Raw genomic sequence first — 25,364 nt, forward strand, 5'->3', positions numbered from 1 at the left:
TCAGACCTGCTCCGCGCGGGCACCGCGTTTTTCGCGGGCCGCACGGATGGCGATATTCAGCGCGGCTCCCAACTCTGGCTGCTCGCGATAGATGTTATCCGCGCCAAGCCGCGCCAGAAGGCCCGTGCGCTCAAGCTGACCCCAGAGGTCCTCGTTGACGCCCGTCAGCTTCAGCGTGCCGCCCGCACGTTGCAGGTTCGTCGCATAGCGCGTCAGCAACCGGATCATCGTGCTACCCAGATCGTCGATGTCGCGCAGGATCAGGATGAGTGTTGCGCCGCGCGCGGTCTCGACCGCGGGCAACTGGGCCTCGAGCGTCTGGACCGTCGCAAAGAAGAGGGATCCGCGGATGCGCAAGACGCAGATCGTGTCCGGGCCGAGGCTGGCGGGCGCTTCCCTCTCTACTGGGAAGCCGCCTTCGATGAGCCGGAGCTCGCGCACCTGGATACGGTTCGACAGGCGCAGGATCGTCAGGAGGAAAGACAGAGCCACCCCGATCAGGATCGCAAATTGCAGAGGCAGGAACAGCGTGGCCGCAAAAGTTGCCCCCATCGCCAGCCGTGCCGGCAGTCCGATCGCCCAGACCGTGCGAATGTTGTCCGGCTGGATGTTCTGGTAACCCACGACCAGAAGCAGCCCGCCAAGCCCGGCCATCGGCACCATCTTCACAAGGTCAACAAGGGTGAAAACGATCAGGACCACAATTGCACCGGCGAAGATGTTGGATCAGCGCGACCACGCCCCGGCCTGGTAGTTGACCGCCGTACCCGACACCGATCCGCCGCAAGGAATGGCGCCAAACGCCCCGGCCACCAGGTTCGCCACGCCCTGCCCGGTAAAGTCGCGCGATGGGTCGGGAAACCTGCCATCGGGGTTGGGATAGCTCTGGCCCACACCCGCGCCCTGGATCAGACCGATGATCGCGATGGCAAGAGCCGGCAGCGCGATATCGGGCAGCTTCGAGAGGTCGGGCAGGACAGGAGCAGGCAAACTGCGCGGGATGGTCGCAATGTTGCCGACCAGCACGACATTGCCGTCCCCGAAGGCCAGTGACATGGCATAGGCGAGCCCGGTCGTGACGGCCAGCGCGAGGATCATGGCGAACTTGGCCACCGCCGTGCGCTGGAAACCGAGGATCAGAAGCACGGTGGACACCCCGAGAAACAGGGTTTGCCGATCGAGGATGCGCCAGTTCAGCACGGTGTCGGCGAGCCTGAGCAGGTGGTTGGGTTGCGTGCTGGAATACCCCGTGATGTCGGACACGGAACCGAACATGATGAGAACGGCGATCCCGGTGATGAAGCCTGTCATCACCGAGTTCGAAACAAAGCGGAGCAGCCGACCGAACCGCAACAGTCCGAAGACGAGTTGAAAGGCTCCGACGAGAATGACCAGCGCGACGAGGGCGCCCATCTTTGCGTCGCCTCCGAAGGGGGCCAGGGCTTCGCCGGCTGCGACAGACAGCGCCCCGGTCGTCGAGACGTTCATGAAGACGGAGCCGGTAAAGGCCGCCCCCACCGGCATCGCGATCATCAGCGCATAGAAACCTGCGACCGGGTTGACTGAGGCCAGCACCGCATTCGCCATGCCCTGCGGCACATTCACGATCGCGAAGGTCGCCCCCGCGACCAGGTCTGCTCCAAGGTTCTTGCGTTCGAGTTCAAGTCCGGGCGGCAGATTCATGTGTCGCCCTTTCCAGCGCTCTCACAGCGGTTTGCGGAGGGGCCAGTTCCCGGCGCTGCAAGGCCGAAGCGGGAAACGAGCGTCGTCCGTCTGGAACGGGCACGTCTGAGATCGGTGACGTAGCGCTGCTGACCACGTCCAGCCTCGAGGAGCGCAATCGCTGCCATCTCGTCTTCGGCAAGATCGCCGCGAGGCTGCATCGGTTGTGGCTCCGCGCCACGCCCGTAGACGCTCCACCCGAGGAGCGGTTGCGTCTGCCAGGCCACAATCACGACGAGCCCGGCCGGCGTCGGAAAAGCCACTCGTGCCAGAAACTCTTCTCTACCCATGCCGACCCCCGGAATTCTCCTGGAACAACCTGATGCAGCCTTTTGGTGTCGGCTTATTCCGGCACGACATCCTTCATCTCCCCGGTGTCGAACGGATCATGATCCACCGGAGCGGGCTGGGCGACCGGCGCGCCGGGAAACACCTCGAAGGTCGGCGTAAAATCGACCATCATGCCCGCGAGCGTCTTGAGGATCGCGGAATCGCCCTCGAACGTGGCCGTGCCATCTGCGATCTGCGCCTCCAATGGTTTGGCCCCGATGAGCGTTTCATCGAGTGCCGCCCGTGGGATTGTCAGCGTCAGGTCGGCATTCTCGGCCTGATAGCCCTTGATATTTGTGAGCGTCGCGTTCTCCAATTCCACGATGAACTGTTCGCCCGTGTCCGGAGTGCGCAGGTTCATTGTGTAGCGATGGCCGGCCGCCTTGGTGCTGTCGAGCCGAATGCCGAGGAAATTCAGGAACAATTCGGTCGACATGGCGCGCATCACGTCCGCGCTGGATGTCTTGGGGATCGCGCCGGATGGGATACCCGAGCGCAGTTCGAAGGCGCCAGCGAGAAAGCTGTTCCGCAGACCCGGATTCTCCTGCTGATAACCGACCTGTTCCAAGGCATCGGCCATCAGGTCCCGCGCCTGCTGGTTCTCCGGTTCGGCGAGGACGAGCTTGTTCAGGATCTCGATCGCCATCTGGAAGTCACCGGCAGCGTAGAGTTGTTCCGCCTCGGGAAGGATTGTGGCCGCGCCCCCCATGATGCGAACATAGATCGGGGCGGAGTCTTCCGGCGAAGGCGGAATTAGCGTCGCCGGATTGCAGTCCCAATAACCAAGATAGCGTTGGATCACGCCCCGTGCGTTGTGTTCGGGCGAGCCATGATAGCCGCGCACATGCCAGTGCTGCTGGAGCGCTTCGGGCACCTCATACACGTTATGGATCTGGTTGATCGTCACGCCCTGGTTGGCGTGGTGCAGCACCTGGTTGTGCAAGTTGGCATAAATGTCCCGCTGCGCCCGCAGGACCTCCTGGATACGCGCGTTGCCCCAGCGGGGCCAGTGATGCGCGGCAAACATCACCTCGGCCTCGCCGCCAAAACGGCAAAGCGCCTCGGCGATGTATTTCGACCATTTGAGTGCATCACGCACGGGTGCGCCGCGCAGGGTGTAGATGTTGTGCAGGCAATGGGTGACGTTCTCCGCCATCCAGAGCGCTTTCATCGACGGGATCCAGGTGTTCATCTCTGACGGTGCTTCGGTGTCTGGCGTGTTCTGGAACACCATTGGAACACCGTCGACCTCGAATTCCTCGTATGCTTCGCTGACAATCCGGGTCGGGGCGATGAGTGTGACTGCGCCGCGCGACGTGCCCTGCCCGAGGCCCTGGGTGACAAAGCCATACGGATCTACGGGCAGCAGGATGCCGTATTGGAAAAATGCCCTCCGGTTCATGGCGTTGCCGGCATAGACATTCTCGGCCACGGTGTTGTCCATGAAGCCTTCGGGCGCGATGATCTCGACCTTGCCGGCCCGCACGTCCTCTTCACTGACAATGCCTTTGATCCCGCCCCAGTGATCGACATGGTTATGGGAATAGACAACCGCCGCGATCGGAAGATCGCCCCCGACATGCTCTCTGAACAGTTTCAGCCCAGCCCGTGCGGTCTCGGCCGAAATCAGGACGTCAAAAACGATCCAGCCCGTCTTCCCGCGTATAAAGGTCATCTGCGACAGGTCGAAACCCCGGATCTGGTAGATGCCCGGGATCACCTCGTAGAGCCCGTAATTCTGGTTCAGTTTGGCCTGCCGCAGGAGGGACGGATGGATGCTGTCGTAACTGTCGGCCGCATCAATGAAATCGAATTTCCCCATGTCCCAGGCATCATGGCCGGCATCGGCCTTGATCTGGTTGTCCTGCATCCGCGCGATCAGGCCACGGTCGCATTCCTCGAAATCGCGGATGTCGTGAAACGGCAGCGCGTTGCGTGCGGCCTCCAGAACGGCGCGGGTGTGCTTCGTAGGCAGCTTGCCCTTGCGATGGAAATGCTCGCTTGGAGTGGTAACAGAACGCATCGTCGGGACTTCCCTTCATGCTGAGACGCAAACGGCCGGACATTCAAACGACCCTTCAAACCGCATCCTAACCGCGTCTCACTACGCGAAATGCGACGGATGGTTCAATCTGCCGGAGTTTTCCCCGAATGGCCTTCGGCCGGTTTTCCGCGCGGCTCTGGCCCGGGCCCCTGCGACAGGGTCTGGGGCGTGGCGGCAAGGTAGTGCCCCGCTGTCCCCGCGTCGGGGGAGCCCAGCGGGGGATAGTCGAGCGTGTCGTCGAGACCCGCCAACGCCTCTGGCGCGAATTCCGGGAACGGCAGCGAACCCTCTGCCCGCCAGGCGGCGACCGTCGCCTCCGACGCCGCCTTCCGATCAGGGTCGATGCCGCCTCCGTCACGCGCAACGTGAAGAACCTGCGCGGGCACAGCATATCTTGCGCCTGCCTGCTCGACGATGTCGCCGACCCTAAGTAGCGTATCCTCTCGGATCGCAAAGAACTCGTTCCACTCGCGTGTCTTGACATAGTAGCGCAGGTCGACCTCCCTGCCCGCGTCTGCCGTGCCCAGATAGCGAATCCTAATCGTGGCATCGCAATCCGTGGATGCGCGTGGAGCATCTTGCGTATCTCGGCGAGGACATATCGAAGCTGATCGCTCGAGGTCTCCAACCGCAGGCGCAGGGTGCGGTGGATCAGCATCATGTCACACGCCGCCCATTTGATCAGTTCCATGTCGGCGAAGCGGGCGTTGGGGATCGAGATCAGCGTCCGGTCGGAGCATCCGGGCCGGGGGTACTGCGCAACGCCACGACCGATTGGACTGCCGCCCAGAACAGCCATGCCAATGCAGCAAAGCTGAGAAGCGTCACTGTGTAGGCAACGATTTCGGGCATCTGGGAAAACGGCATCAACTGGCCAGCAAACCCGGGCAACGAAAGGTGCACGGCAATGAGCGCAAGCGCCGTGGCGTTGCCGACGCGCTGCCGGGCGGCTGCGGGAACGCCGTCGAGGTCAATCAGGCTGCGCAGGTCGGCGAGCAGGAGGTTGATCTGGACCACGCCCGCTCGGCTTGGCATCGCGGCGTGTGCGGCGACTGCAGCCTCAAGCGCATCGCGCAGTTCCGCAAAGGAGGCGACGGTCTCACCGGCTCCATCCGTGCGAATGAGGGGTATCTCGACCGGCCCATCGAGCCCCTGCGCGGAACCCGGCAGCACCGATAGCGTAAAGCAAATCAACCCGAAGAGAATGATCTGGCAAACGTTGCGGCAGCTTGTCCGATAACGCATGGCGGACTTCAGAACGATGCCTGCACACCGAGCATCGGACCGGCGAGGTCGAGCGTGACGTTACGGCCACTGAACTCCCGCTCGATGGTCAGCGATCGATAGCCGACCTGCACGGACCAGGTCTCGTTGAAGCGATAACCGAGCCCGGCATAGCCCTGCCATGTCTTGTCGGAGGCATCTTGGAAGCCGAATCCGCCCATATCCACGAAGGCGTTGGCAAACCAGTTCTCGTCGATTGCGAACCGTATGCGCGCGCCAACCAGCGGATCGATCCATGTGTCTCCAAGCGAGAAGTTGCGCGAGCGCAGGGTATTGCCCACGAGCCGGACGTCAATGCTGGCGTCGTTGTAACGAAAGCCCGGCCCCACCTCCAACCGGAAGTCGGCGGTATCGACAATCGCGTAGGCTGCATAGGCGCTTATGAGCGTCAGTCGCGCATCCACCTCTGCCCGACGAAAGGCAACGCCGAAGGGTGTGCCGATTTCCGAGCCGAGATCAGCGTAGACAAGGTCCGTGACCAACGCCCACCGTCCGTTCCGCGCTTCGAAGCTCCCAAAGAACGCGAAATCGAGTTTGTCCCAGACGTCGCCGAAATCGAGCTCGATCTCGACCGTACCGAGGCGGGTCTCGACGCTGCTACTGAGCCCGGTGAACCAACCGAAAGCCGAACCGGTGTAGCGCCACTCCGATTGCTGTGCCTGCACAGGCACCGCACAACAGGCCAGCATCAATGCCAGAGCGCGCTTCTTCATGATCCTTCTCCTTCGCTCAATGGATCGAGTGGTGTGTCCGTTGAGTGAGACTTCAGCACGGAGCCTTTGAGGCGACTGCTGCAAACGCAGCAATCTGGTCAGAAAAGTGGAAATTGCGCCGCAGAGCACCCTCAGCCGTCTCCGGTCGAAGATCCGCGCATGTTGGTTATGCCCCCACCGCATTGTTCTCGGTCTTCGCGACCGTTTTGGACGCGGCTCAGAGCAACGCGCCGAATGGCTGTTCAACGTGTCTGAAACGCGCGACCTTGGTTAGCATGAGGTCAGGAGAATAGCAGCCCTGAGAGACTGCTTCCGGCCGTTCTGGGTGCGGGGGCGGCACCCAGCCCCTCCTCCTTAACGCTCGTTTTCAAAAACGGAGATTTCCGGCCGTAGCCGGATCGCGAGAACCGTTATTCAGGGGCAAGTGGCGGAGCGGACGTGACCGGGGTCGAACGTTATCCTTTTCCATTGTATTGAGCGGCTTGCATCACGAACTTACAATCATCGATCGCGTGGTCATAGAACATGTCCACGACATTCCCGCGTGAAATAGGCAAGCGAACGCAGGTCTTCACGTTCCATCAAACGACCTACTCGTTTGTCGGAAAAATTCTAACCGCCGCACGTAACATCCAAACCACCGCTCGTACTCAAAGCAAACCGCGTCTTTCTGACAGCGCCAATTTTTGGCCTTATGCGCCAAGTTCGATCGTCAAGCTGTCGAAGAGCTCTTCCACATCGAACACACGGGGGATGATCTTCTGCTGAACCGCGTATTCGAGTGCCAGTTCGAGCCCCTTTCGGTTGGCTTCAACGCCAATGGGGGTGAAGTCGATGTCATCTTCGGCCATTTCGGACGCGGCCCGCTTGCTCTCCGAAAACAGCCTGAAGACCTCCTTCACGACATCGGGCCTCGACCTCGCCAGTTCCTCAGTCACTGCGAGCATATGGTTGACAGGCACGATTCCATGCCGTCCGTGCCAATCCCGCGCCGCGTCATGTGGGTCCGGGATCAGGGGGCGCAATCGTTCATCCTTGGGAAGGTCCGCGCCCAGGATCGCCGCGTCGACCTCGCCCGAGATGAGCATGGATACAGGCCCCTTGCCGGCCGGTCCTCTTTCTACGAAACCGGGATCAGCGTACTCGGCCAGATGCCCATCGTCGAAACAGACCCATGTCACCTGATCGAGGTCGACACCGTAATCCTGCGCGAGAATACCACGAACCCAAACTCCGGTTGTTTGGGAGTAGGAGCGGATCGCGACGCGGCGCCCGTGGAGGTCTGCCGGGCCAATTTCTCCAAATTGCGAATTGTAGATGATGTTGTGGTGCTGAAATCGGCTCATGACGACGGCAGGAAGCAACACCAGTGGTTTGCCGAAAGCCTTCGCCTGCAGATAGGTCATGATCGCCATTTCGCTGAGGTCGAACGCCTGCTCCCGCACCATGGCCTTGAATCCTTTGTGTGCGGGGTTCAGATCGGCATAGCCGAAATCGACCAGCGAAGAATGAATCTTGCCGTCCCGAAGCGCCCGCGTGACGGGATGGATATCGATGTTGGTCTTGAGAGTAATGCGACCCGAGCCGGTGTTCTCAGTGGCCATGCGACGGTTCCTCCGTTTCCATGTTTTCTTTTCCGGGCGCCGCATGCGGGCGGTTCGGCGGAGCAATTCCGTCGATTCAAGACCCGGTGCGCGGCGACGGGAGATCGTCCTGGTTGATGTCCGGGAGGATCCCGCCGTCCACGCTTCCTATGTGTCGAGTTCCACGAACAGTTCCTCCATCCGAAGTTGCCGCGGAACCAGTTGCTGCTCGAAGACGGCCCGCATCAGCGCCGCGATCGAAACCCGGTTGGCGGCGCTTCCATAGGGCAGCGGATCACCCTCCGCGAAGGTCATGAATTCGCGGTACCTTCGGTCATCCGCGGTCTGGGCGAAGCCGTCTGCGAGAAGGTCGACATAACGACTCTTGGCCTCGGTGAAGGCCGCGTACAGTTCACCGGCCAACCAGGGATGTTCCGCAAGGATCTGATGTCGGACTACCACGACGCCGTGCATGGGATAGATTCCGGTCCGGCGATACCACTCGGCCTCAAGGGTGGCGGCCTCCCTGAACAGCGGTCGATACGGCGGAGCCTTGGCCCGCGGTTTTGTTTCCCAGCCGAGTTCCGGCGGCCCCTCCCGACCGATTCCCGCCGTTCCGACAAATCCGGCGGAAATGTCCCCATGCGCCATCATGCTCGCCAGTGAATATCCCGGAGGGGCATGGACGACGTTCGATGGCAGGCGCAGACGTGGCTCATGTTCCTCGTCGTCAACTACCCAATTGACCTTCGAGGCATCAAGACCGAACTCGTTGACGAGGATGCTGCGTCCCCAGACCCCGCTGGTCGCCGAATAGGCCCGAATACCGACTTTCCGTCCCTCGAGATCCTTCGGAATGCGGATTCCGGAATCTTCGCGGCACAACAGACCCGAATGATGAAACTGACGGGTAAGAAACACCGGCAGCGCTATGTACGGCGCGCCATGACATCGCGCGATCATGTAGGTTACCGGCGCCATTTGACAAATGTCGTACTCGACGTTCCGCACCATCCTGCGAACGGCAGCAACCTGGGGCCGAACGTCGACGAATTTCAGCTGGACACCGGGGATGCCGATTTCGCCTCGCCGGAGGGCGGCCACGTGCTGAAGATCGCCGAGAGCAGTCTTCAGTTCCATCGCGAGGCTGGAGCCGGCCATGTTTCTCCTCCACCTCCTGAGCCGCGGGGACGATGCCGAATTGAGTCACGGTGGCTTAATCTATGGCTTGAGGGCAGCGCCCACCAAATCGAATTAGGTTCCAACTCCATAAGTTTCTTGCTAGTCTTTTTTTCATCGGATGAATTGCACGAAGCGGTTCGGAGGCCGCTCGGTTGCCCAAAACAACCGATGATACGGGGAGAAGAATTTGTGCAGGGAACGCCGCAAAGCTCGCACTCTATCCGGAGCGATCTCCCAACTTTACGAAACCTAAGGATTTTTGAGGCTGTATCCAGGCTCGGAAGCATTACCGGAGCCGCGAGCGAGGTGCATTTGTCGCAACCAGCGGTGACGCAGGCAATTGCGAATATCGAGAGCCAGATCGGGGCGCGGCTATTCGACAGGCGCAATCAGGGAACATTCCTCACCGCCGACGGGCTGATCTTCGAGAAGCGCGTTAGACGATACTACGCACAAATCGAGCGGGGGTTGCGAGACTTCGGAAAACGGGACTACGGGAAGAACCTGGCGGTTCTGCTGAACCTGATTTCCGAACCACAGATCCGCTGCCTCATCGCGATTTCCGAAGCTGAATCCTTCGCCCAGGCAGCACAGGCCATCAACCTTTCCGAGACGACCCTCTCGCGTTCGGCCCGCGACCTTCAGGGCACTCTGAAATCCCCTGCCCTATTTCGGCGTACTGCCACCAGCATGACATGCAGCCTTGCGGGGCGGGAACTGGCACGCCGATTCAAGCTTGCCCGTCGCGAAATCTCGCTTGCCTGCGAGGAAATCGACGCCTCGCGCGGCCATGCCCGCAGTCGCATCTCGCTCGGTGTGCTGCCTCTTGGCGGCACCTCGATCACCGGGCACGCGGTCAGCGAGTTTTGCAGGAGGCACCCCGACGTCCGCTTCGAACTGGTTGAAGGACATTACGATGTCCTGCTGGGGATGCTGAGGTCAGCATCGATCGACTTCATTATCGGCATGCTGCGCAACCCGGCGCCGGAAAGTGACGTTGTGGAGGAATACCTATTGGCGGACCCCTACGTGGTCGCCGTGCGCAAAACGCATCCGTTGGCCGACAAGACAGATGTTTCGAAGGAGGCGTTGGCCGAATGCCGATGGATCCTGCCGAAGGGTGACACCCCCAGGCGGCGGGCCTTCGAGAAAGCGTTTTCCAACCTGTCCGAATTGCCCACGGTCGACATCGAAACCAGTTCGACACGTCATATCCGGACCATTCTGCGGCAAAGCGATCGGGCGTCGATCCTGACCCGGGTCGAGATGCTCGCGGAAAGTGGCGCCGAAGGCCTCGTCGGCATTCCCCTGGCTCTACCGCGCGCGACGGGGAAGGAACGCATTATCGGCACGACACGGCTTCTGGATCAGCTAAGAACCCCATACCAAACCGAATTCCTGGATCTTCTGCGCGATATCGCGCGCACGATCTGACATCAGGCACCATTTTCGCCGGGTTCGACCAGGTAGTCCCGCTGTCGCAATTGCGGAAACAGGAATGCCCACAATCCCGCCACGGCGATAGTCCCTGCCCCGCCAAGAACGATCGCCGGGACAAGACCAAACAGAGCGGCTGTCGCTCCCGACTCGAACTCCCCCAGTTCATTGGATGCGCCGATGAACAGGGAATTCACGGCGGACACGCGACCGCGCATCGCATCGGGCGTATCGCCCTGTACCAGCGTATGGCGGATCACGACGCTGACCACGTCAGAGGCACCGATCAGCAGAAGGAACAGAAGGGTCAAGTAGACGTAGCTCGACAGACCCAGGCCGATTGTTGCCAAGCCGAAGATCGCGGTCGCAATGAACAGCTTGCGCCCCGCGTGGCGCTGTATGGGAACGTAGGCCAATGTCAGACCAACGACCATCGCGCCAACCGCCGGGGCGGATTGAAGGACGCCCAGGCCCAGGGGGCCGACATGCAGAACATCGCGGGCAATGATCGGCATGAGGGCAGTGGCGCCGCCGAACAGGACCGAGAAGAGGTCGAGCGAGATCGCTCCCAGAATGGGTTTCTGCTGCCACACGAACACCAGTCCGGCAAATGCGTCTGACAGCCTGACCGGCTCCTTTGAGCGCTCCAGTGGCTGACGGCGGATCATGAAGTTCATTACTGCGGCGACGAGGAAACCTGTCGCGGTGCAGGCGAAGGGAACCCAGGAGCCACCAAGATAGAGCAGCCCGCCCAGTGCGGGGCCGGTGATGGCGGCAAATTTCGTGACCGACGATGCCAACCCCACAACCCGGCTGAAATGCTGGCGCGGCACGAGGCTCGCCACCAGGGCCTGCGCTGCAGGAACGGCGAAGCTCTTGGCGACGCCCAGTATGATCAGCAATGTGTATACGATGCTCATCTGGACGGGAGGCGAAATGACGGTGAACAAAAGCCCCACACTGACCGCGCCATTGATCGCCAGGCACCCGGCCAGGATCAGGTTTCTCTGAAAGCGGTCCGCGACAATGCCCGACACGAAAACCAGAAACAGCTTGGGCGCGAACGCCGCCAGACCGACCAGCCCCAACGCCATGGCACTGTTGGTCACGTCATAGACGAGCCAGCCGACTGCCACGGTGCTCATCTGGTTCGACAGGACCCAGAGGAACCGCGCGACCAGATACAGAAGGACATCCCGTTCGAGCAAGGGCGACTTCGGTTTCGGAATTGTCAGATCGTTCTCGCCGGGCAATGCCGTGGCCATTCCGCAACCTCTTCGCCATTTCGACCGCAAGGATGTTCGATTGTCCCGCGGCAAGGAGGAGCGAGGCACGAGGCGACACCCCGAGCCACGCGCCGCAGATCTGCGACCTAGATGTTCTCCGGGTCGTGGAACAGTTCGCCCACCTCCATCGGAGACGGCATCAGCTTCTGCTGAACGGCATAGGTCATCAGCGCCTCGATCGACGGCATATTTGCCTCAAGCCCGTAGGGAACCGGGTCCGGACCCACGATTTCGGCCATTTTGCGCAGATTGTTATCGGCCTTCGCCGTCGCCTCGCCATTGTTCAGCTTTTCGAGATAGCGTTTCTTGGACTCGGCCATCGCTTCGTAGAGAAGCCGTGGCACTTCGGGATGAGCGGCGACGACTTCATCCTTGATGACGATCGTCGGATGGAATGGATAGATGCCAGTCCGGGCGAACCACTCGGCCTCGCGAGCCGACGCATCGGGAATGAGTTCACGGTAGTCGTCGGTCGAAAGGGTCGCTTTCGCCGACCAGTTCTCGGTCGGCGGGCCCTCGCGCCCGATGCCGGCATTGCCCTGCAGCCCGGCCTCGATCTCACCGGCGGCCATCATCCCCGCCAGCGACCGCCCCTCTGGAACATGGAGGACGTTTTCGGGCAGCTGAAGTTGCGCGACATGCTCTTCATCGTCGACCATCCAGGTCACCTTGCCGAGATCGACGCCGTATTCATTCTGAAGGATGCCTCGCGTCCAGACGCCGGTCGTCACCGAATAGGCACGAACGCCGACCTTCTTGCCTTCGAGGTCCTTTGGTTCGTTGATCCCGGAATCCGGCCGGACCAGCAATCCGTGATGGTGAAACCGGCGATTGAGAAAGACCGGCAACGCCTTGAACGGCGATCCGTGCCCGCGCGCAACCATGTAGGTCGTTGCGGCCAACTCGCAGACATCGAATTCCACCGAGCGAACCATGCGCCGGAAGGCAGCGACCTGCGGTTCCACCTCCACGAAGTGCAGTGTCACGCCCGGAATGGTGATTTCGCCGCTCTTGAGCGCGGCCGTTTGGCCGGAAGTGCGGAGCGAAACGGAAAGAGTAACGTTTTCCGCCATGAGTTGAGGTTCCTTCCAAGTCATGTTTTCGAGCGAATGCCGCCCCGGCACGCTTGCGCCGCTGTCGGGATCGACCTGATTTCTTTTTTCCTTCGCGGCCCCGGAAGAAATATCGGATCACCGGGACAGTCCATAAGTTTCAAGGGCTTCCATCGCTCACCCATCGGTGTCGCAAGTCTGCCCGGGGAAGAAAGAACGCGCACCATTTGCTTCTTTCTCCTGCTTTCGCACCGTCATGGCTCCGTTGAGGATTCATTTGCCAAACAGCATCTCTCCGATGATCGGCCTTGGCCAATCAACATGAAGCACGTGGTCGAAAACGCCATAGATCAACGCCAAGACCGCCAGCGCGTAGACCGTGCTCAGGAGCCAGGATTCCCGCCCTTCCAGCCGCATGTAGGCGATGATGATGACCGGGATCGTGGGCAGCAGGCCGATGATCGACAGCAGCAACAGGAACGCCAGGAACCATCCGAAGAACATTGCGGCCCGCAGCAAGATCGTCTTCTGCGTCAGGTGCTCGTCATTCGAAACGAGGTCCATATGCATGCCACCGTTCTGAACATTGCCGCCTTCCTTGGCCTGTTCCCCCGAAAAGATGCTCGACATAAGGCTGATCGAAGCGGCGACCAGCAATGTCGAGGCAACTGCGGTCGGGCCAATTCGCGCGGCGAGTGGCCAGCCCTGCGCGGCGATCAGCATGTACGCGCCGATCACGATGAAGACGATGTAGAGAATGTCCGAAGCGTGAAACCTGGGCATGCCTTGCGGAAGCACGGTCTTCACTCCCTGGCTGCGCAACTCCCGAATGAAAGGCCGGGCGATGGTCAGCAGGGACAGGGACAAAAGAACGATCACCCCGGGGCGCAGCAGCCAGGCGGCATCGTAGCGCATAACCGAAATCGCCATGTAGCGTTCGATCATCACGCCGAGGATGAGGCCCAGAATGAGCGGCGGACGCGGCCATTTCAGGCGCTTCATCACCCAACCGAGCACACCGAAGAATAACAGAACCAACAGGTCTCCCCAGCTCCGGGACCCCTGGTATGCGCCAACATAGATGATGACCATGATCAACGGCAGCACCAGCGTGTAGCGAAGCATGGAAATCTTTGCGAACTGACCACTGAGCAGGAAACAGATGCCAGCCCCGAGTATGTTGGCGACCGCGATGCTCCAGACCATGGAGTAGGTAACGTCGAGGTTCCTTGCCAGCATGTCCGGTCCCGGGATGAAACCGTGGATCATCAACGCCCCCATCAGGATCGCGAAGGCTGCTCCGTGTGGCACGCCGAAGGCGATCATCGTCACCAGGCTGCCGCCCTCCTTGGCGTTGTTGGACGATTCCGGTGCAATTACGCCGCGCACGTCGCCCGTGCCGAAGGTCTCCGAGGCCCCCTTCTCCGTACGAATGGCGTGCCCGTAGGCAAACCAGTCGATGACCGACCCGGTAATGCCGGGAACGAGTCCGAGCATGGAGCCAAGCATGCTGCATCGAATGACCAGAAACCAGTTTCGGAAAGTATCCTTCACCCCCTGAAGCATGCCTTCGCGCGCGCTGAATTTCACGTCGTCCGTGATCGAGGCACGCTTGATGGCAAGGTCGCAAAGTTCAGGCAGCGCGAACACGCCGAGAAGTACCGGCAACATAGGAACGCCGTCCCACAGGTAGAGCTGTCCGAAGGTCCACCGCAATTCGCCGGTCTGCGAGTCGGTACCGATCATGCTGACCAACACTCCGAAACAGGCCGCCGTAATCCCGCGCAGCGGAGCGCTTCCCGATAGCGCTGCGACCATAGCGATGCCAAAGATCATGATGCAAAGCAGTTCGGGTGTGCCGAAGGCGAGCACGAATGGACGAACTACCGGAATGGTAAGTCCAAGCAGCAACGCTCCCATCAGGCCACCGAGCAAAGATGCCGTGAAGGCCGCGGACAGGGCACGCCCCGCCTCGCCGTTCTTTGCCATGGCGTGGCCGTCCAGAATGGTCGCCTGTGACGCCGCTGTCCCCGGCACCCCGAACAGAACCGCAGGGATGGTATCGGACGTCGTCGTCACCGAATGCATGCCCAGCAGCATCGCAAACGCTGCATAAGGATCCATCGTGTAGGTGAACGGAACGAGGATGGCGAAGCCGGTCAACCCGCCGATGCCAGGCAGCAGCCCGATCAACAGGCCGACAATGACGCCGAACCACAGGAACACAAGACGACTTGGGTCAAGAACGATCCCAAGCGCCGTCCACGCGGAATCAAGCATGTAGGGAATGTCTAGAAATTCCATTCCGGGTCTCCTCCTGGCGCGCTGTCACCTTCTTGTTGTGCGAAGGTTTGAACGAACGCCCGTTTTATTTGCCGTCCCGACCGGAAGAGCCGACCGTTCAGGCGGCCTTTCCGCTCAGACGGACTGCTTCACCCGATCTCGCGAAGCGGATGCATAAGCGCGTTTGCGTCGCTGGCTTCGAAGCCCATCACTGCATCTTGGATCCGAAGGATGAGGTTCTCATCCATGCGAAAACGTGCAATTTCCTCGAATTTCTCGTTGACGACCTCCTCGTCGAGCCCCTTGTCGGGGAAGGAATGACCGGGATGGAACAGGCATTCCTGCTCGACCGTTCTACCGTCGTCGAAGGACACCACAATGCGGCTCGGCATGCTTCCGGGAGCGCGTGCGGCGAGATCGGGATCAACGCTCAATTCCGTGACATCGATCAACCGGGTCATGTCCGCGTGCTCCCAACGACGGTCGCGGAACTGCGCGTCGGTCATCGCGCCTTCGGCCATGGCGACGGCCGGAAGGAAGGTGAAACTGTGATCGGCGGCTTCCCGGGTCTTGGGAAACTGACGGTAGATCTCGCCCTGCTGTTTGCGGATCATCGGGAGGTCGGCCATGATGATCTGGATCCTCGCAATGCGGTCGACCCGGTCCTTGACCTTCGGATGAAGCGCAAGTGCCGCTGCAATGGTCGTCTGGGCCGTTCCGATGCAGGCATAAGGCTTTATGCAGGATGTCATGACGAAATGCGGGTCCGTCACAGGTGTCCACAGGTTTTCGAAGCCGAGATCGGGATCGAATACCTGATGCATCCCCCCGCGGTGTTCCAGTACCTCTTGCGGACCGGTAATGCCAAGTTCCGCCAACAATGCTGCCTGCACACCGCTCTGTGCAATGAAGGCGTTGGCCAGGTTCTTGGCGCCGGACAGCTTGCCCCAACGCACGACCGATGGTGTCGCACAACGGATCGCGGCGAGCGCCAGGGCGTTTGCCTGTCGTTCCAGATCGAAACCGGCAAGCCTGCCATACATCGCCGCTGCGATCATGCCGGAAACGCTCGTGCCGTCCCAAGCTGAACTGAACGGCATCAGGTTCCGAAGACGTCCGAACATTTCGTAGCCCATGGCAATGGCCTCAATGGTCTTCAGACCCGAAACCCCAAGATGCTCGGCCGAAGCCAACGCGGCGGGAATATTGTCGCTGCAATGGCCGGCGACGCTGAGCTTGCCTTCCTTCAGGAAGAACTGGACGTCGTTGAAGTCCAGCGACCGAACAAGGGCGCCGTTCATCAGCACCGCAGAGAGGATCGACGTCTTCTCCGGCTTGCCAACGATCGAGCACATCGGGTTTCCCCCCAAGGTGTCGAGCATCGTGGCAACACGGCTTGGTGTCTGGACATCGAGCGCAGCGATTGCGCAAGCGATGGAATCAAGGATCAGCAGTTTGGTCTGCTTGACAATCAGCGGGGTAGTCCAGGCCGATTGATCCTCCAGTGTCCATCTTGCGAGTTCGCGGATTGGCGCAGTTCCATCCACGCCCTTTGGGTCGACTAAATTGTTCACAACTCCTCCTCGGAATGACGGGCAGCGGGGCCCTCCTGGGTTCAGGGTGCTGTCCGGATTGCCTCGCATCCATCCTTCGACCGATGGTGGATCGAAAATCCGGGAACGGGCAAATTGATTTCGAGGGCGAGGCCATAACTATTTTGTCACATACGCAATGGGCAGGAGGAGGATTTTCGGGAGGAGGTCCCGCGTCGATCGCTCTCGGCGGAGCAAAGGAATACTCCATATTTCGACGAGCCACCACCAGGGAGTGGCCAGCGGCCATTTTACGATCAGCATAATAATTCATTTAATAACAGATTATTGAAGGGGATTTATGAGCGGTGAACATCTTGCTGAACGACCAGGCAAACACTTCCTTGCCGCGCCGCAGCATGCTGATGACGTGTATCGAATTGCCGCCCTCATCCATAAAATTTGCATCAGGTTAACTTGCGTGATGCCGGGAATGGACGCGAAAGTCGTACACGGCACGACACAGTCGGTGGCGAAAAAACTCGAAAGGGCTGATGGCAAGAAGGGCCATTTCGGTTCTGGGAGGTCCATCTCCTTGCGTGCTGGCCGCTCGGCAAAGCGGAGCGGGCATCGGGTCGCGATGGAGAGAGGGCGAAAGCCGCGCAAGACCCGGCGCTCGATACCGACGAATGAGAGGTTGGTGCGAAGGTTTGATTGGAAGTGGTCGCGCCCCGGTCGGGTCCGGAAGAAAGGATCGCGGTTCCGGGAAACAGAAGCAAACTTGGGAGGTTTCAATGAAATTCGGAAAAACTGCGGTGCTGATCGGCTTGACGGTCTGCTCGTCCCTGACGTGGCTGGGGTCCGCGACGGCGGATCCGGTCGAAGATTTCTACAAGGGAAAGCGGCTGACCTTGATCGTCAGCGCCTCTCCCGGCGGCGGCAGCGACTTCTTTGCACGCCAGTTCGCGCAATTTTACGGAAATCACATTCCGGGCAACCCTGAGGTCATCCCGGTCAACAAGAAGGGCGCCGGCGGCCTAGTTGCGGCAGCCCAACTCCAGAAGAACGAGCACGAAGACGGAACGGTGATCGCGCTTCTGCAGCGAAACAACCTGTATCGTCCCCTGTTGGAGGAAGCGCACGACAAGTTCGACCCGCGCGAAGTCCGGTGGATCGGAAGCCTCAACAAGGAAAAATACCTACTGGCCGCCTCCAAGGATTCGCCGGTGACGGCACCGGAGGACATGTTCACCAAGACGATGATCCTCGGAGCGACAGGTTTCACCAACGAGAACCGCACGGTTCCCGCCATGATGAACAAGTATCTCGGGACCAAGTTCGACATTGTCCACGGCTACGAAGGCAGCGAGGAAGCCGTCATCGCGATGGAACGTGGCGAGGTACACGGCAAGTTCGGTGCGGTGAACGGGTTCATCGCCGGCAACGAGGCCGAAATGATCAAGCGCGGCGAAATCGTCGTTCTGATGCAGGCGGGCTGGACGAACCACCCGGCGTTCCCCGACGTGCCGAACTTCTCGACCTACGTGAAGGATCCCGAAGCCAAGGCAGTGGTCGATTTCTTCATCCTGCCCTTCGAGTCCGGTCGCCCGTTGGCCGCGCCCAAGGGTGTGCCTGCCGACCGGCTGGAAGCGCTGCGCAAGGCTTTCGACGAGACGATGACGGATCCGGCGTTCCTTGAGCACATGAAGAAAGTGAATTCCGAAGTCGACCCGATCTCGGGCGAAGAGGTCGAGGCGATCATCGAAACACTCTATGCAACTCCGGAAAATGTCCTCGCAAACGTCCGCGAGATCCTGAAGGCGGAGTAACCACTTGCCGTCCCAGGCCGAACCAATCGCGTCGCTGGACGTGAACGGTTCGGCCATCCGGCGAGTTGCGCTGGCGATCATCAAATAAAACCGGGATGCCGCCAAAGGCCACATCCCACGGCCCTCTTTCGGCCTGCCATGGCGGCTCCTGCCAACCCCAGATCCCGGATTCGGGGTAACGCGACCAAGAACGATCAGGATGGAAACCAAGATGTCTGATGGATCGAGCAGCGCCTCTGCGACCACCAAGCTCAAGCTGAAAACCCTGCTTCAGGACCGGGCCTGGACGCCTCCCCTCAAGGACGGGTCCATCACCTCCGATCTGGTGGAACTGGACTTTGATGACATCGCGGAGGCGAGCAAGCGGTTCAAGCCAATGGTCCGCGAGATGGCCTATGATTGCGGCGAACTGGCAATCGTGACCTACCTTCAGGCCAAGAGTTTCGGCAAGCCGCTTGTCCTTCTGCCTTTCGTGGTTGCCGGACGATTGCAGCACAAGAATATCGCCTACAACACCGAACGCGGCGTGGTGACGCCGGAGACCCTGGAAGGCAAGCGCGTGGGCGTCCGGACCTATTCCCAGACCACCGGAGTCTGGGTCCGGGGCATCCTTCAGAACGACTACGGCGTGGACCTGGGCAAGGTCACCTGGATCACGTTCGAAGACGGACATCTGGCGGAACATACCGACCCCGAGAACTGTGTCCGGGCCCCCGAAGGCACGAAAGTGGCCGACATGCTGCTCGCGGGCGAACTGGACGCTGGCATGCTGGGCGGCAACATGCCCAAGGACTCAAGGCTGAAGACCGTCATCGCCGACCCCGATCAGGCTGACAAGGACTGGGTCGCCCGGAACAACGTGACCCCGATCAACCACATGTTCGTGGTGTCAAAGGAGCTTTGCGACACCAACCCGGACGCGGTACGCGCCGTCTTCGACATGCTCGCCGAGGCGAACAGGACGGCCCCGGGCCCATTTCCGGTCGGGTTCGAAGGCGACTGGACGGCGCTCGAACTGGTGAGCCTCTACGCCTACCAGCAAGGCGTTGTTTCCAAGAAATTTTCGGTCGACGAGCTCTTCGCCGAAGCGGCCGAAATCCTGCATCGGTGAGCGGAGCCTTCCAGCACCGCGCCGCCCTGGAACGTGGAAAGAGTGAGCGGAATCAATGATTATCGACTGTCATGGACATTATACAACCGCGCCGCAGGCCCAGCGGAGTTGGCGACAGAAGCAGGTTGAAGCCCTCGACAACCCCACAAGCGTTCCCGCAAAGGGCACGATCGACATCTCCGACGATGAGATCCGGGAGTCCTTGGAAGGCAAACAGCTCAAGCAGCAGCGCGATTGCGGGATCGACATGGCACTGTTCTCGCCAGGCGCAGGGAAGATGGCACACCACGTCGGCAATGCCACGACCAGCCAGCATTGGTCGGAGCATTGCAATGACATGATCCATCGAGTGTGCGGCCTCTATCCCGACAGTTTCATTGGTGTTTGCCAGCTGCCACAGTCGCCCGGCGTACCGCCCGCGAATTGCATCCCCGAACTGGAACGCTGCGTTGAAGAGCTGGGCTTTGTTGGCTGCAACCTGAACCCCGATCCGACCGGTGCCTATTGGACCGACCCGCCCTTGACCGACCGGTGGTGGTATCCGCTCTATGAGAAGCTGGTGGAACTCGACGTGCCCGCGATGATCCATGTGGCGGCGTCCTGCAACCCGAACTTCCACGGTACAGGCGCCCACTACCTCGCCGGCGATACGACCGCCTTCATGCAGTTTCTGCTGTCGGACCTGTTCAAGGATTTCCCGACGTTGAAGTTCGTTATCCCGCACGGCGGCGGCGCGGTCCCGTATCACTGGGGGCGTTTCCGCGGCCTGGCGCATGACCGGGGTCTGCCGCCCCTCGAGGAACTTCTTCTGGACAACGTGTTTTTTGACACCTGCGTTTATCACCAGCCCGGAGTTTCGCTTCTGACCGAGGTTATCCCCGTGAAGAACGTGCTTTTCGGCTCGGAAATGATCGGTGCCATCAAGGGCAAGGATCCCCTGACAGGGCGACCGTTCGACGACACGAAGACTTTTGTCGATGGTTCCCCGTGGCTCTCGAAAGAGGACAAGGAGATGGTTTTCGAGAAGAACGCCCGCGCCGTCTATCCACGCCTCGACAAGATTCTCAAAAGCAGGGGTCTCTGAGGCACTCTAGCCGAAGACTCCACAAAGCGAGCAAACCTCATGGAAACCATTCCCCGCCTCAACGGCGTCATTCGCGCCCTCGAGCAGAACCTTCCCGCCTTCACCTCCTTCGCGACCCCGGATCCCGCGACCGCGCTGTCTTTCGCCGGCACCCGGTACGACGGCGTCGTATTCGAGATGGAGCACAACGCTTATGACATAGCCAGTCTGCGCGACAGTTTTCAATTCATGCTGAACCGCGCACAGATCGCAAGGTCGGGCTCCATCGCGCCCGCCGTGACCCCCATCGTTCGCATCCCCCCGAATGGCAGTGAAATGAACCAGTTCCTCGCCAAGCAGGTGTTGGACATCGGCGCTTACGGGGTCGTCTGGCCGCATATCAGCACGGCCGAACAAGCCTATAACGCAGTGGCATCCTGCCGGTATCCGAGACCGAAGGACGCGCCGATTTACGAACCCGTGGGCGTGCGGGGCGACGGGCCGGCCCGGGCCATGCGCTACTGGGGGCTCAGCCAGGCCGAGTATTACGCCCGCGCCGACGTCTGGCCCCTCGCCCCGCAAGGGGAAATCCTGGTGATCCTGATGATCGAGGATTGCGAAGGGGTCGATAACCTGGACGAAATCCTCGGGACGGTGGACGGCATCGGTGTCGTCCTGATCGGAGAAGGCGACCTGAGCCAGGAACTCGGTCATCCGCGCGAATTCGAACATCCGATCGTTCGCGAGGCGATGGGACATGTCGTGGCGACCTGCAAGAAGCACAAGGTCACCGTCGGCCACCCGCATGTCGGCCCGAAAAACGTCGAAGCGGTGCTTGAGGAAGGTTTTACTTTCCTGATGGCGAAACCGACCACAACCTATCCGGCCCTTGAAAAGGGACTCGCGTTGTCAGGGCGTCTTTAGCCGCCCTTCGCGCGCGCCCCGACAAACGGTATCAAGCAAGGAACGAAAGATGACCGTCGTAGATATCCACCCGCACATAATCTCCGAGGATACCGACCGCTACCCGATCACTCCGCTGGCAGGCAAGCGCTCCGAGTGGTCGGCAAAGCGCTCGGTCACGGTTGAGAAGATGATCGAGAGCATGGATGCCGCCGGTGTGGACAAGGCCGCCATTGTGCATTCCTCGACGACGTATGGGTTCAACTGCGAATATGCAGCCGACGCTGTGGCCACCTATCCGGACAGGTTTACCGGCGTCTTCTCGGTCAACGTGCTCGAACCCGATGCCACCGAAGCCATGCTGAAATGGTACGATCAGGGCATGACCGGCATGCGGATTTTCACCCGCGGGAGCACGTTCAAGGAGCCCTGGCTGGCCTTGGACGATCCCAGGATCTTTCCCTGCTATGAGCTCGCGGGTGAGAAGCAGATTTCCGTCGCGATGAACCCCACCAACCACGAGTTCGATCAACTGGAAACCATCCTGAAAGCCTTCCCGCAGGTCTCTTTTGTCCTCGATCACCTCGGGAAGACCGACTTCACCGACGGGACGCCCTTCGCCGCGGCGGAACCGCTGTGGCGGCTGGCCCAATATGCCAACCTGCACCTGAAAGTAGCGACCAAGAACTTCGTACAGGCCAAAGACGGAAAGGCGACGTCGGAGTCGGTCTTCGGCAGGCTGGTCTCGGAATTCGGTGCCAACCGGATCGCGTGGGGGTCGAATTTCCCGGCGGCCAAGGGCAACCTGCCGGAACTGGTTGCAATCGCGCGTGATGGACTGTCGGCATTGTCGGATGTCGATCAGGAATGGATCCTCGGCAAGACTGCGCTGAAGCTGTACCCGGCGTTAGCCTCCGAAAAAGCGGCGGCAGACTGAAATTCTCAAGCATCAGGGATAAGGCAACGGTAGTGGTCGGTCTGCTGGTCCTTTTTGCTCGGCTACGTGCAGCTTCTCACCGACGAAAATCGAACCCTCTCTCAAGACCAAAGAGATGGCCCGAGTTTTCAGGGCAGCCCCTTGATCGAGGATTTTGTCGTTTGGGCTTCTTGTCGCGCTCGAGATCCGACCCAGAGCAGGTAAAGGGAAACGGCTTGCCAAGCCCTGAAAAGGAGAAAAAATGACCAACAACTGGAGCGTATTTGTCCTCGAATATGCCTATTCCCACGAACCTTGGGTAGGTCTGGTGAAGGGGATGGAGAAAGACGGAATGGTCGACCTGCCATATTCGTTCGTACTCGCGACGAAGGGCGACCGGCGGATTCTCGTCGATGCGGGTTTCATGAAGACCGGCTCCGAGGAAGAATTCCCGCGGAAGTTCCAGGTCAAACAATGGATCTCGCCGCTTCGGATGTTGGCCGAGATGGATGTCCGCCCCGAGGACATCACAGATATTGTCGTCACTCATGCGCATTTCGACCACATGGGGGCGATCGGCGAGTTCCCGGACGCGCATATCCATATCCAGAAGACGGAACTGCTGACCTGGTACGAGGCGATTGCGCTTCCGCGGCGCTTCAGCCATCTCACGCGGATTATCGATCCAGACACGCTGCGTGCGGCGCTCAATGCGTCGATCCAGCATCGCGTAACGCTGATCGACGGCGATCGAGATCACATCCTGCCCGGCATCCATGTCCGTCTGGCGGCCGGGCATACGGCGGGGCAGCAAATCGTTATCATCGACACCGAAAAAGGCGCGCACGTTATTTCGGGCGATTGCATCTACACGCGCCGGCAACTTACCGGTCATGACAATAACGGCGTCTATGTACCGCTGAACAACGCGACGGGCACCGTCTGGGATCAGCTGAAATCCATCGACCGGCTAAATGACGCGATCGACGGCGATCAGTCCCGGTTGGTCATCCTCCACGATGTCGATCGATGGAAGGGGCGGCCCGTTGTTGCGGAAGTCGAGGGCTACCGTGTTGTCCAGATCGTATGATCGACGTTGGAGCGGCCAGGCGAATTCGAACCAGCCGTCGAAAATAGCGTTGTATTTGTGAACCCCGCCGCGCGGCCTGGTCCGAGGCCGCGTCCCCATTATTGGTCATCAAGGTCAACAAAACGACCGTCAGATGGATCGGGGCAAGCTGCATCCCACAAGCTGCGATGGTATCTGCCGCGCCTGATCGCCGAAAAGGGTTCTCTGCGATTTCCGCTCATTCGATGAGCTGAAGGACACCACCGGTTCCAACGATAAATCCCTGGCCCAGCAACGAAGGGTCTTTCGTGGTATGGCTATCCCCGGCCAAAATGCGCGCCCCGAGCAGCTGCACCACTTCAGGCGCATCGGTGAATTTCGAGTGATGGATAGAGCTCGTATCCTTTACCTGGCTCAGATCGATGACATTTACGCCCAGTTGCGTCAGACGATCCGCACCGACGTTGCCGACCCTGGGCCGGCGAGCGAGAAAACTTGACAGGCGAAGTGCCTCGTCATCATCGGAAATGAGAACGAAGAACCGGCGCTTCTCCGGCGGTATGGAGCTGACCTGTGCGGCGAACAATTCGTAGTCGATGTCAGGCGCTGCCAGAATGACGTTCGCGAGCTTGCCGCTGGAATCGTAGATGTTTTGCTGGCTCCCGCCCCGGATCGCTTCCATGGCGAGAAAGTTCCCCATGGAATGGGCCACGATGTCTATGGAGCCGAACGACGACCGCCCCAGTGTCTTTGCAACGTCGGAAATCGCGTCCCGAGCGATCAGGGCACTGTTGATGTCGTAGACATAACTCGTCAGGCGCCCGGCGGATGCCCAGGAAAACAGCAGCGGAACGCCATCAAACCCGGTATCCTCGACGAACTGTGCAAGAACCATGACAGCATCGCTCAAGGTCGAATTGAACCCATGCACCCAGATCAACAGCTTCCGTTCGTCGCGCGGCATCTTACTCACGACTGCCTCTGCCTCCGAGAGCAGGCCTTTGCCGTCGAAGGTCTGCGGATTCGATATGACGAAGTGCCTGTCGGGATCAGGTGGCAGGCTGCGCGGTCGTTCCACTTGCCCCGCGACATGGTTCGGCGGGATCTGAACATCTACGCTCGCAAAACTTAGCTTCCCGCTGCGCTGCCCCGAGAAAAAGACCCCCGATTCCGACGATGGCGCTCGCGTCGTTGCGATAAAGATCCTGTGCGAGCGGATCGCCCCGTCCGTCCCTGGGCCTTGCGTATCAGGTCCCACAGCGATCAGATGTCTCGGCGCAGAACATGCGGCTGCCGTTCCCGCCAGCAAAGTCGCCATCGCCGCTCTCCGAGTGAGAACGAACCTCGGTTGGCCCATGCTGTCATCTCGTCGGCGCTTCTCCTTCTGCCCCATCATTTGCCCGACTTCCATTTTCTTGACCAAGAGGTTGGCAGCTGCAGTCGCCTTCGCAAGAATCGCATGCTGCCCCTCTTCATTTATCGTGGAAAAACATCCACGTCGTGTCCGGATATGCGTGCCCAACGCGTAGCATGGCGTTCTGCGACTTGTTAAGGGGCTGTTCAGACCGATGAAAACGCGCCTTGGCAAGGGCGAGGGGTGTCTGACCAGTGAGAACGCGTCTTTGCGTGGAGGACCGCTTTGCCCTTACGCCCTTACGCCGCGCCTATCTTTCGCTGCTCGGCGAGATGGGATGGTTGCCGCCCTCCCCAGACGGCATCGCAATGTGCCAAGATTGTGGTGTTGAACGCCACGCGTAGAGGAGGACGGCGAGATGAAGGATATGATGGTTGGAGTCGATCTGGCAAAGAGTGTTTTCCAGGTCCACGTAGCGTCGCGAACTGGAGAGGTGCAGTACCGTAAGAAACTGAGCCGAAAGCAATTTTGTGCGTTCATGGCGCAGCAAGAGCCAAGCCTGGTCATCTTTGAAGCCTGTGGGAGCGCTCATTATTGGGCGCGTGAAATGGAGGCGTTTGACCACGAGGTAAGGCTGATCGCACCGCAATATGTGCGCCCGTTCGTGAAGC

At 60.2% G+C, this 25,364-nt stretch carries 21 protein-coding genes and 2 pseudogenes; 8 read left to right on the plus strand and 15 right to left on the minus strand.

Translation table 11 applies throughout. The features are described 5' to 3' along the window. The 9 genes from BLR85_RS16315 to BLR85_RS16355 all read right to left on the minus strand — a co-directional run bounded on the left by BLR85_RS16315 (position 1) and on the right by BLR85_RS16355 (position 8,837). Complete coding sequence (locus BLR85_RS16315) at positions 1-702, minus strand: STAS domain-containing protein (protein ID WP_093158375.1); 702 nt, start codon at positions 700-702, stop codon at positions 1-3. 24 nt (positions 703-726) lie between these two features. Next, the gene (locus BLR85_RS16320) at positions 727-1,683 is read right to left on the minus strand and encodes a SulP family inorganic anion transporter (protein WP_093158378.1); all 957 of its coding nucleotides are present in this window, start codon (positions 1,681-1,683) and stop codon (positions 727-729) included. Continuing rightward, positions 1,680-2,012 carry a hypothetical protein gene (locus BLR85_RS16325; RefSeq protein WP_093158383.1) on the minus strand — a complete coding sequence of 111 codons (333 nt, stop codon included), beginning with the start codon at positions 2,010-2,012 and terminating at the stop codon, positions 1,680-1,682. Before BLR85_RS16325 ends, BLR85_RS16320 begins: the two co-directional genes overlap by 4 nt. Positions 2,013-2,065: 53 nt before the next feature. Further along, complete coding sequence (locus BLR85_RS16330; RefSeq protein ID WP_093158387.1) at positions 2,066-4,075, minus strand: alkyl/aryl-sulfatase; 2,010 nt, start codon at positions 4,073-4,075, stop codon at positions 2,066-2,068. 104 nt (positions 4,076-4,179) lie between these two features. Then, positions 4,180-4,482 carry a hypothetical protein gene (locus tag BLR85_RS16335; protein ID WP_093158392.1) on the minus strand — a complete coding sequence of 101 codons (303 nt, stop codon included), beginning with the start codon at positions 4,480-4,482 and terminating at the stop codon, positions 4,180-4,182. A gap of 334 nt (positions 4,483-4,816) precedes the next feature. Further along, positions 4,817-5,341: a hypothetical protein gene (locus BLR85_RS16340; protein WP_093158397.1), complete on the minus strand. Its 525-nt coding sequence runs from the start codon at positions 5,339-5,341 to the stop codon at positions 4,817-4,819. 8 nt (positions 5,342-5,349) lie between these two features. Next, the gene (locus BLR85_RS16345; RefSeq protein WP_170844602.1) at positions 5,350-6,093 is read right to left on the minus strand and encodes an outer membrane beta-barrel protein; all 744 of its coding nucleotides are present in this window, start codon (positions 6,091-6,093) and stop codon (positions 5,350-5,352) included. Between the two features lie 692 nt (positions 6,094-6,785). Beyond that, positions 6,786-7,697: a substrate-binding domain-containing protein gene (locus tag BLR85_RS16350; RefSeq protein ID WP_093158407.1), complete on the minus strand. Its 912-nt coding sequence runs from the start codon at positions 7,695-7,697 to the stop codon at positions 6,786-6,788. A 147-nt stretch (positions 7,698-7,844) separates the two neighbouring features. Continuing rightward, positions 7,845-8,837 (minus strand): PhnD/SsuA/transferrin family substrate-binding protein, encoded by a 993-nt coding sequence (locus BLR85_RS16355; RefSeq protein WP_093158411.1) that lies wholly within the window; start codon positions 8,835-8,837, stop codon positions 7,845-7,847. On the opposite strand from BLR85_RS16355, the gene BLR85_RS16360 reads away from it, so the two are divergent. Continuing rightward, positions 8,781-10,292, plus strand: coding sequence for a LysR substrate-binding domain-containing protein (locus BLR85_RS16360; protein ID WP_139188427.1), 1,512 nt, complete (start codon positions 8,781-8,783; stop codon positions 10,290-10,292). The genes BLR85_RS16355 and BLR85_RS16360 overlap by 57 nt on opposite strands. Positions 10,293-10,294: 2 nt before the next feature. Here the strand turns inward: BLR85_RS16360 and BLR85_RS16365 are convergent, their stop codons facing one another. From BLR85_RS16365 to BLR85_RS30495, 5 genes and pseudogenes are all read right to left on the minus strand, one after another. Beyond that, positions 10,295-11,560, minus strand: a complete 1,266-nt coding sequence (locus BLR85_RS16365; protein WP_093158419.1) for an MFS transporter — start codon at positions 11,558-11,560, stop codon at positions 10,295-10,297. A gap of 107 nt (positions 11,561-11,667) precedes the next feature. After that, positions 11,668-12,654 carry an ABC transporter substrate-binding protein gene (locus BLR85_RS16370; RefSeq protein ID WP_093158450.1) on the minus strand — a complete coding sequence of 329 codons (987 nt, stop codon included), beginning with the start codon at positions 12,652-12,654 and terminating at the stop codon, positions 11,668-11,670. Positions 12,655-12,906: 252 nt separating this feature from the next. Beyond that, positions 12,907-14,937, minus strand: a complete 2,031-nt coding sequence (locus BLR85_RS16375) for a tripartite tricarboxylate transporter permease (RefSeq protein ID WP_093158422.1) — start codon at positions 14,935-14,937, stop codon at positions 12,907-12,909. Between the two features lie 128 nt (positions 14,938-15,065). After that, positions 15,066-15,740, minus strand: a complete 675-nt coding sequence (locus BLR85_RS30490; protein WP_425284488.1) for an MmgE/PrpD family protein — start codon at positions 15,738-15,740, stop codon at positions 15,066-15,068. Positions 15,741-15,779: 39 nt separating this feature from the next. Beyond that, positions 15,780-16,559 (minus strand): annotated as a pseudogene (locus BLR85_RS30495) (MmgE/PrpD family protein); the annotation flags it as partial. 683 nt (positions 16,560-17,242) lie between these two features. Between BLR85_RS30495 and BLR85_RS16385 the strand changes: the two are divergent. From BLR85_RS16385 to BLR85_RS16410, 6 genes are all read left to right on the plus strand, one after another. Then, the gene (locus tag BLR85_RS16385) at positions 17,243-18,277 is read left to right on the plus strand and encodes a Bug family tripartite tricarboxylate transporter substrate binding protein (protein WP_093158429.1); all 1,035 of its coding nucleotides are present in this window, start codon (positions 17,243-17,245) and stop codon (positions 18,275-18,277) included. 211 nt (positions 18,278-18,488) lie between these two features. Next, the gene (locus tag BLR85_RS16390) at positions 18,489-19,388 is read left to right on the plus strand and encodes a substrate-binding domain-containing protein (protein WP_093158432.1); all 900 of its coding nucleotides are present in this window, start codon (positions 18,489-18,491) and stop codon (positions 19,386-19,388) included. A 55-nt stretch (positions 19,389-19,443) separates the two neighbouring features. Continuing rightward, complete coding sequence (locus tag BLR85_RS16395) at positions 19,444-20,472, plus strand: amidohydrolase family protein (protein WP_093158435.1); 1,029 nt, start codon at positions 19,444-19,446, stop codon at positions 20,470-20,472. 39 nt (positions 20,473-20,511) lie between these two features. After that, the gene (locus BLR85_RS16400) at positions 20,512-21,375 is read left to right on the plus strand and encodes an HpcH/HpaI aldolase family protein (RefSeq protein ID WP_093158438.1); all 864 of its coding nucleotides are present in this window, start codon (positions 20,512-20,514) and stop codon (positions 21,373-21,375) included. 49 nt (positions 21,376-21,424) lie between these two features. Beyond that, positions 21,425-22,291: an amidohydrolase family protein gene (locus tag BLR85_RS16405; protein WP_093158441.1), complete on the plus strand. Its 867-nt coding sequence runs from the start codon at positions 21,425-21,427 to the stop codon at positions 22,289-22,291. A 241-nt stretch (positions 22,292-22,532) separates the two neighbouring features. Beyond that, entirely contained in the window at positions 22,533-23,360 is an 828-nt protein-coding gene (locus BLR85_RS16410) for an N-acyl homoserine lactonase family protein (protein WP_093158444.1), read from the plus strand. Between the two features lie 217 nt (positions 23,361-23,577). Here BLR85_RS16410 and BLR85_RS16415 read toward each other — a convergent pair whose 3' ends face one another. Next, the gene (locus tag BLR85_RS16415; protein WP_170844604.1) at positions 23,578-24,657 is read right to left on the minus strand and encodes an alpha/beta hydrolase; all 1,080 of its coding nucleotides are present in this window, start codon (positions 24,655-24,657) and stop codon (positions 23,578-23,580) included. Between the two features lie 454 nt (positions 24,658-25,111). Between BLR85_RS16415 and BLR85_RS16420 the strand changes: the two are divergent. Further along, positions 25,112-25,364: pseudogene (locus BLR85_RS16420) on the plus strand (IS110 family RNA-guided transposase); the annotation flags it as partial.

The sequence above is a fragment of the Aliiruegeria lutimaris genome (assembly GCF_900099935.1).
In the GTDB taxonomy this organism is placed as follows: domain Bacteria; phylum Pseudomonadota; class Alphaproteobacteria; order Rhodobacterales; family Rhodobacteraceae; genus Tropicimonas; species Tropicimonas lutimaris.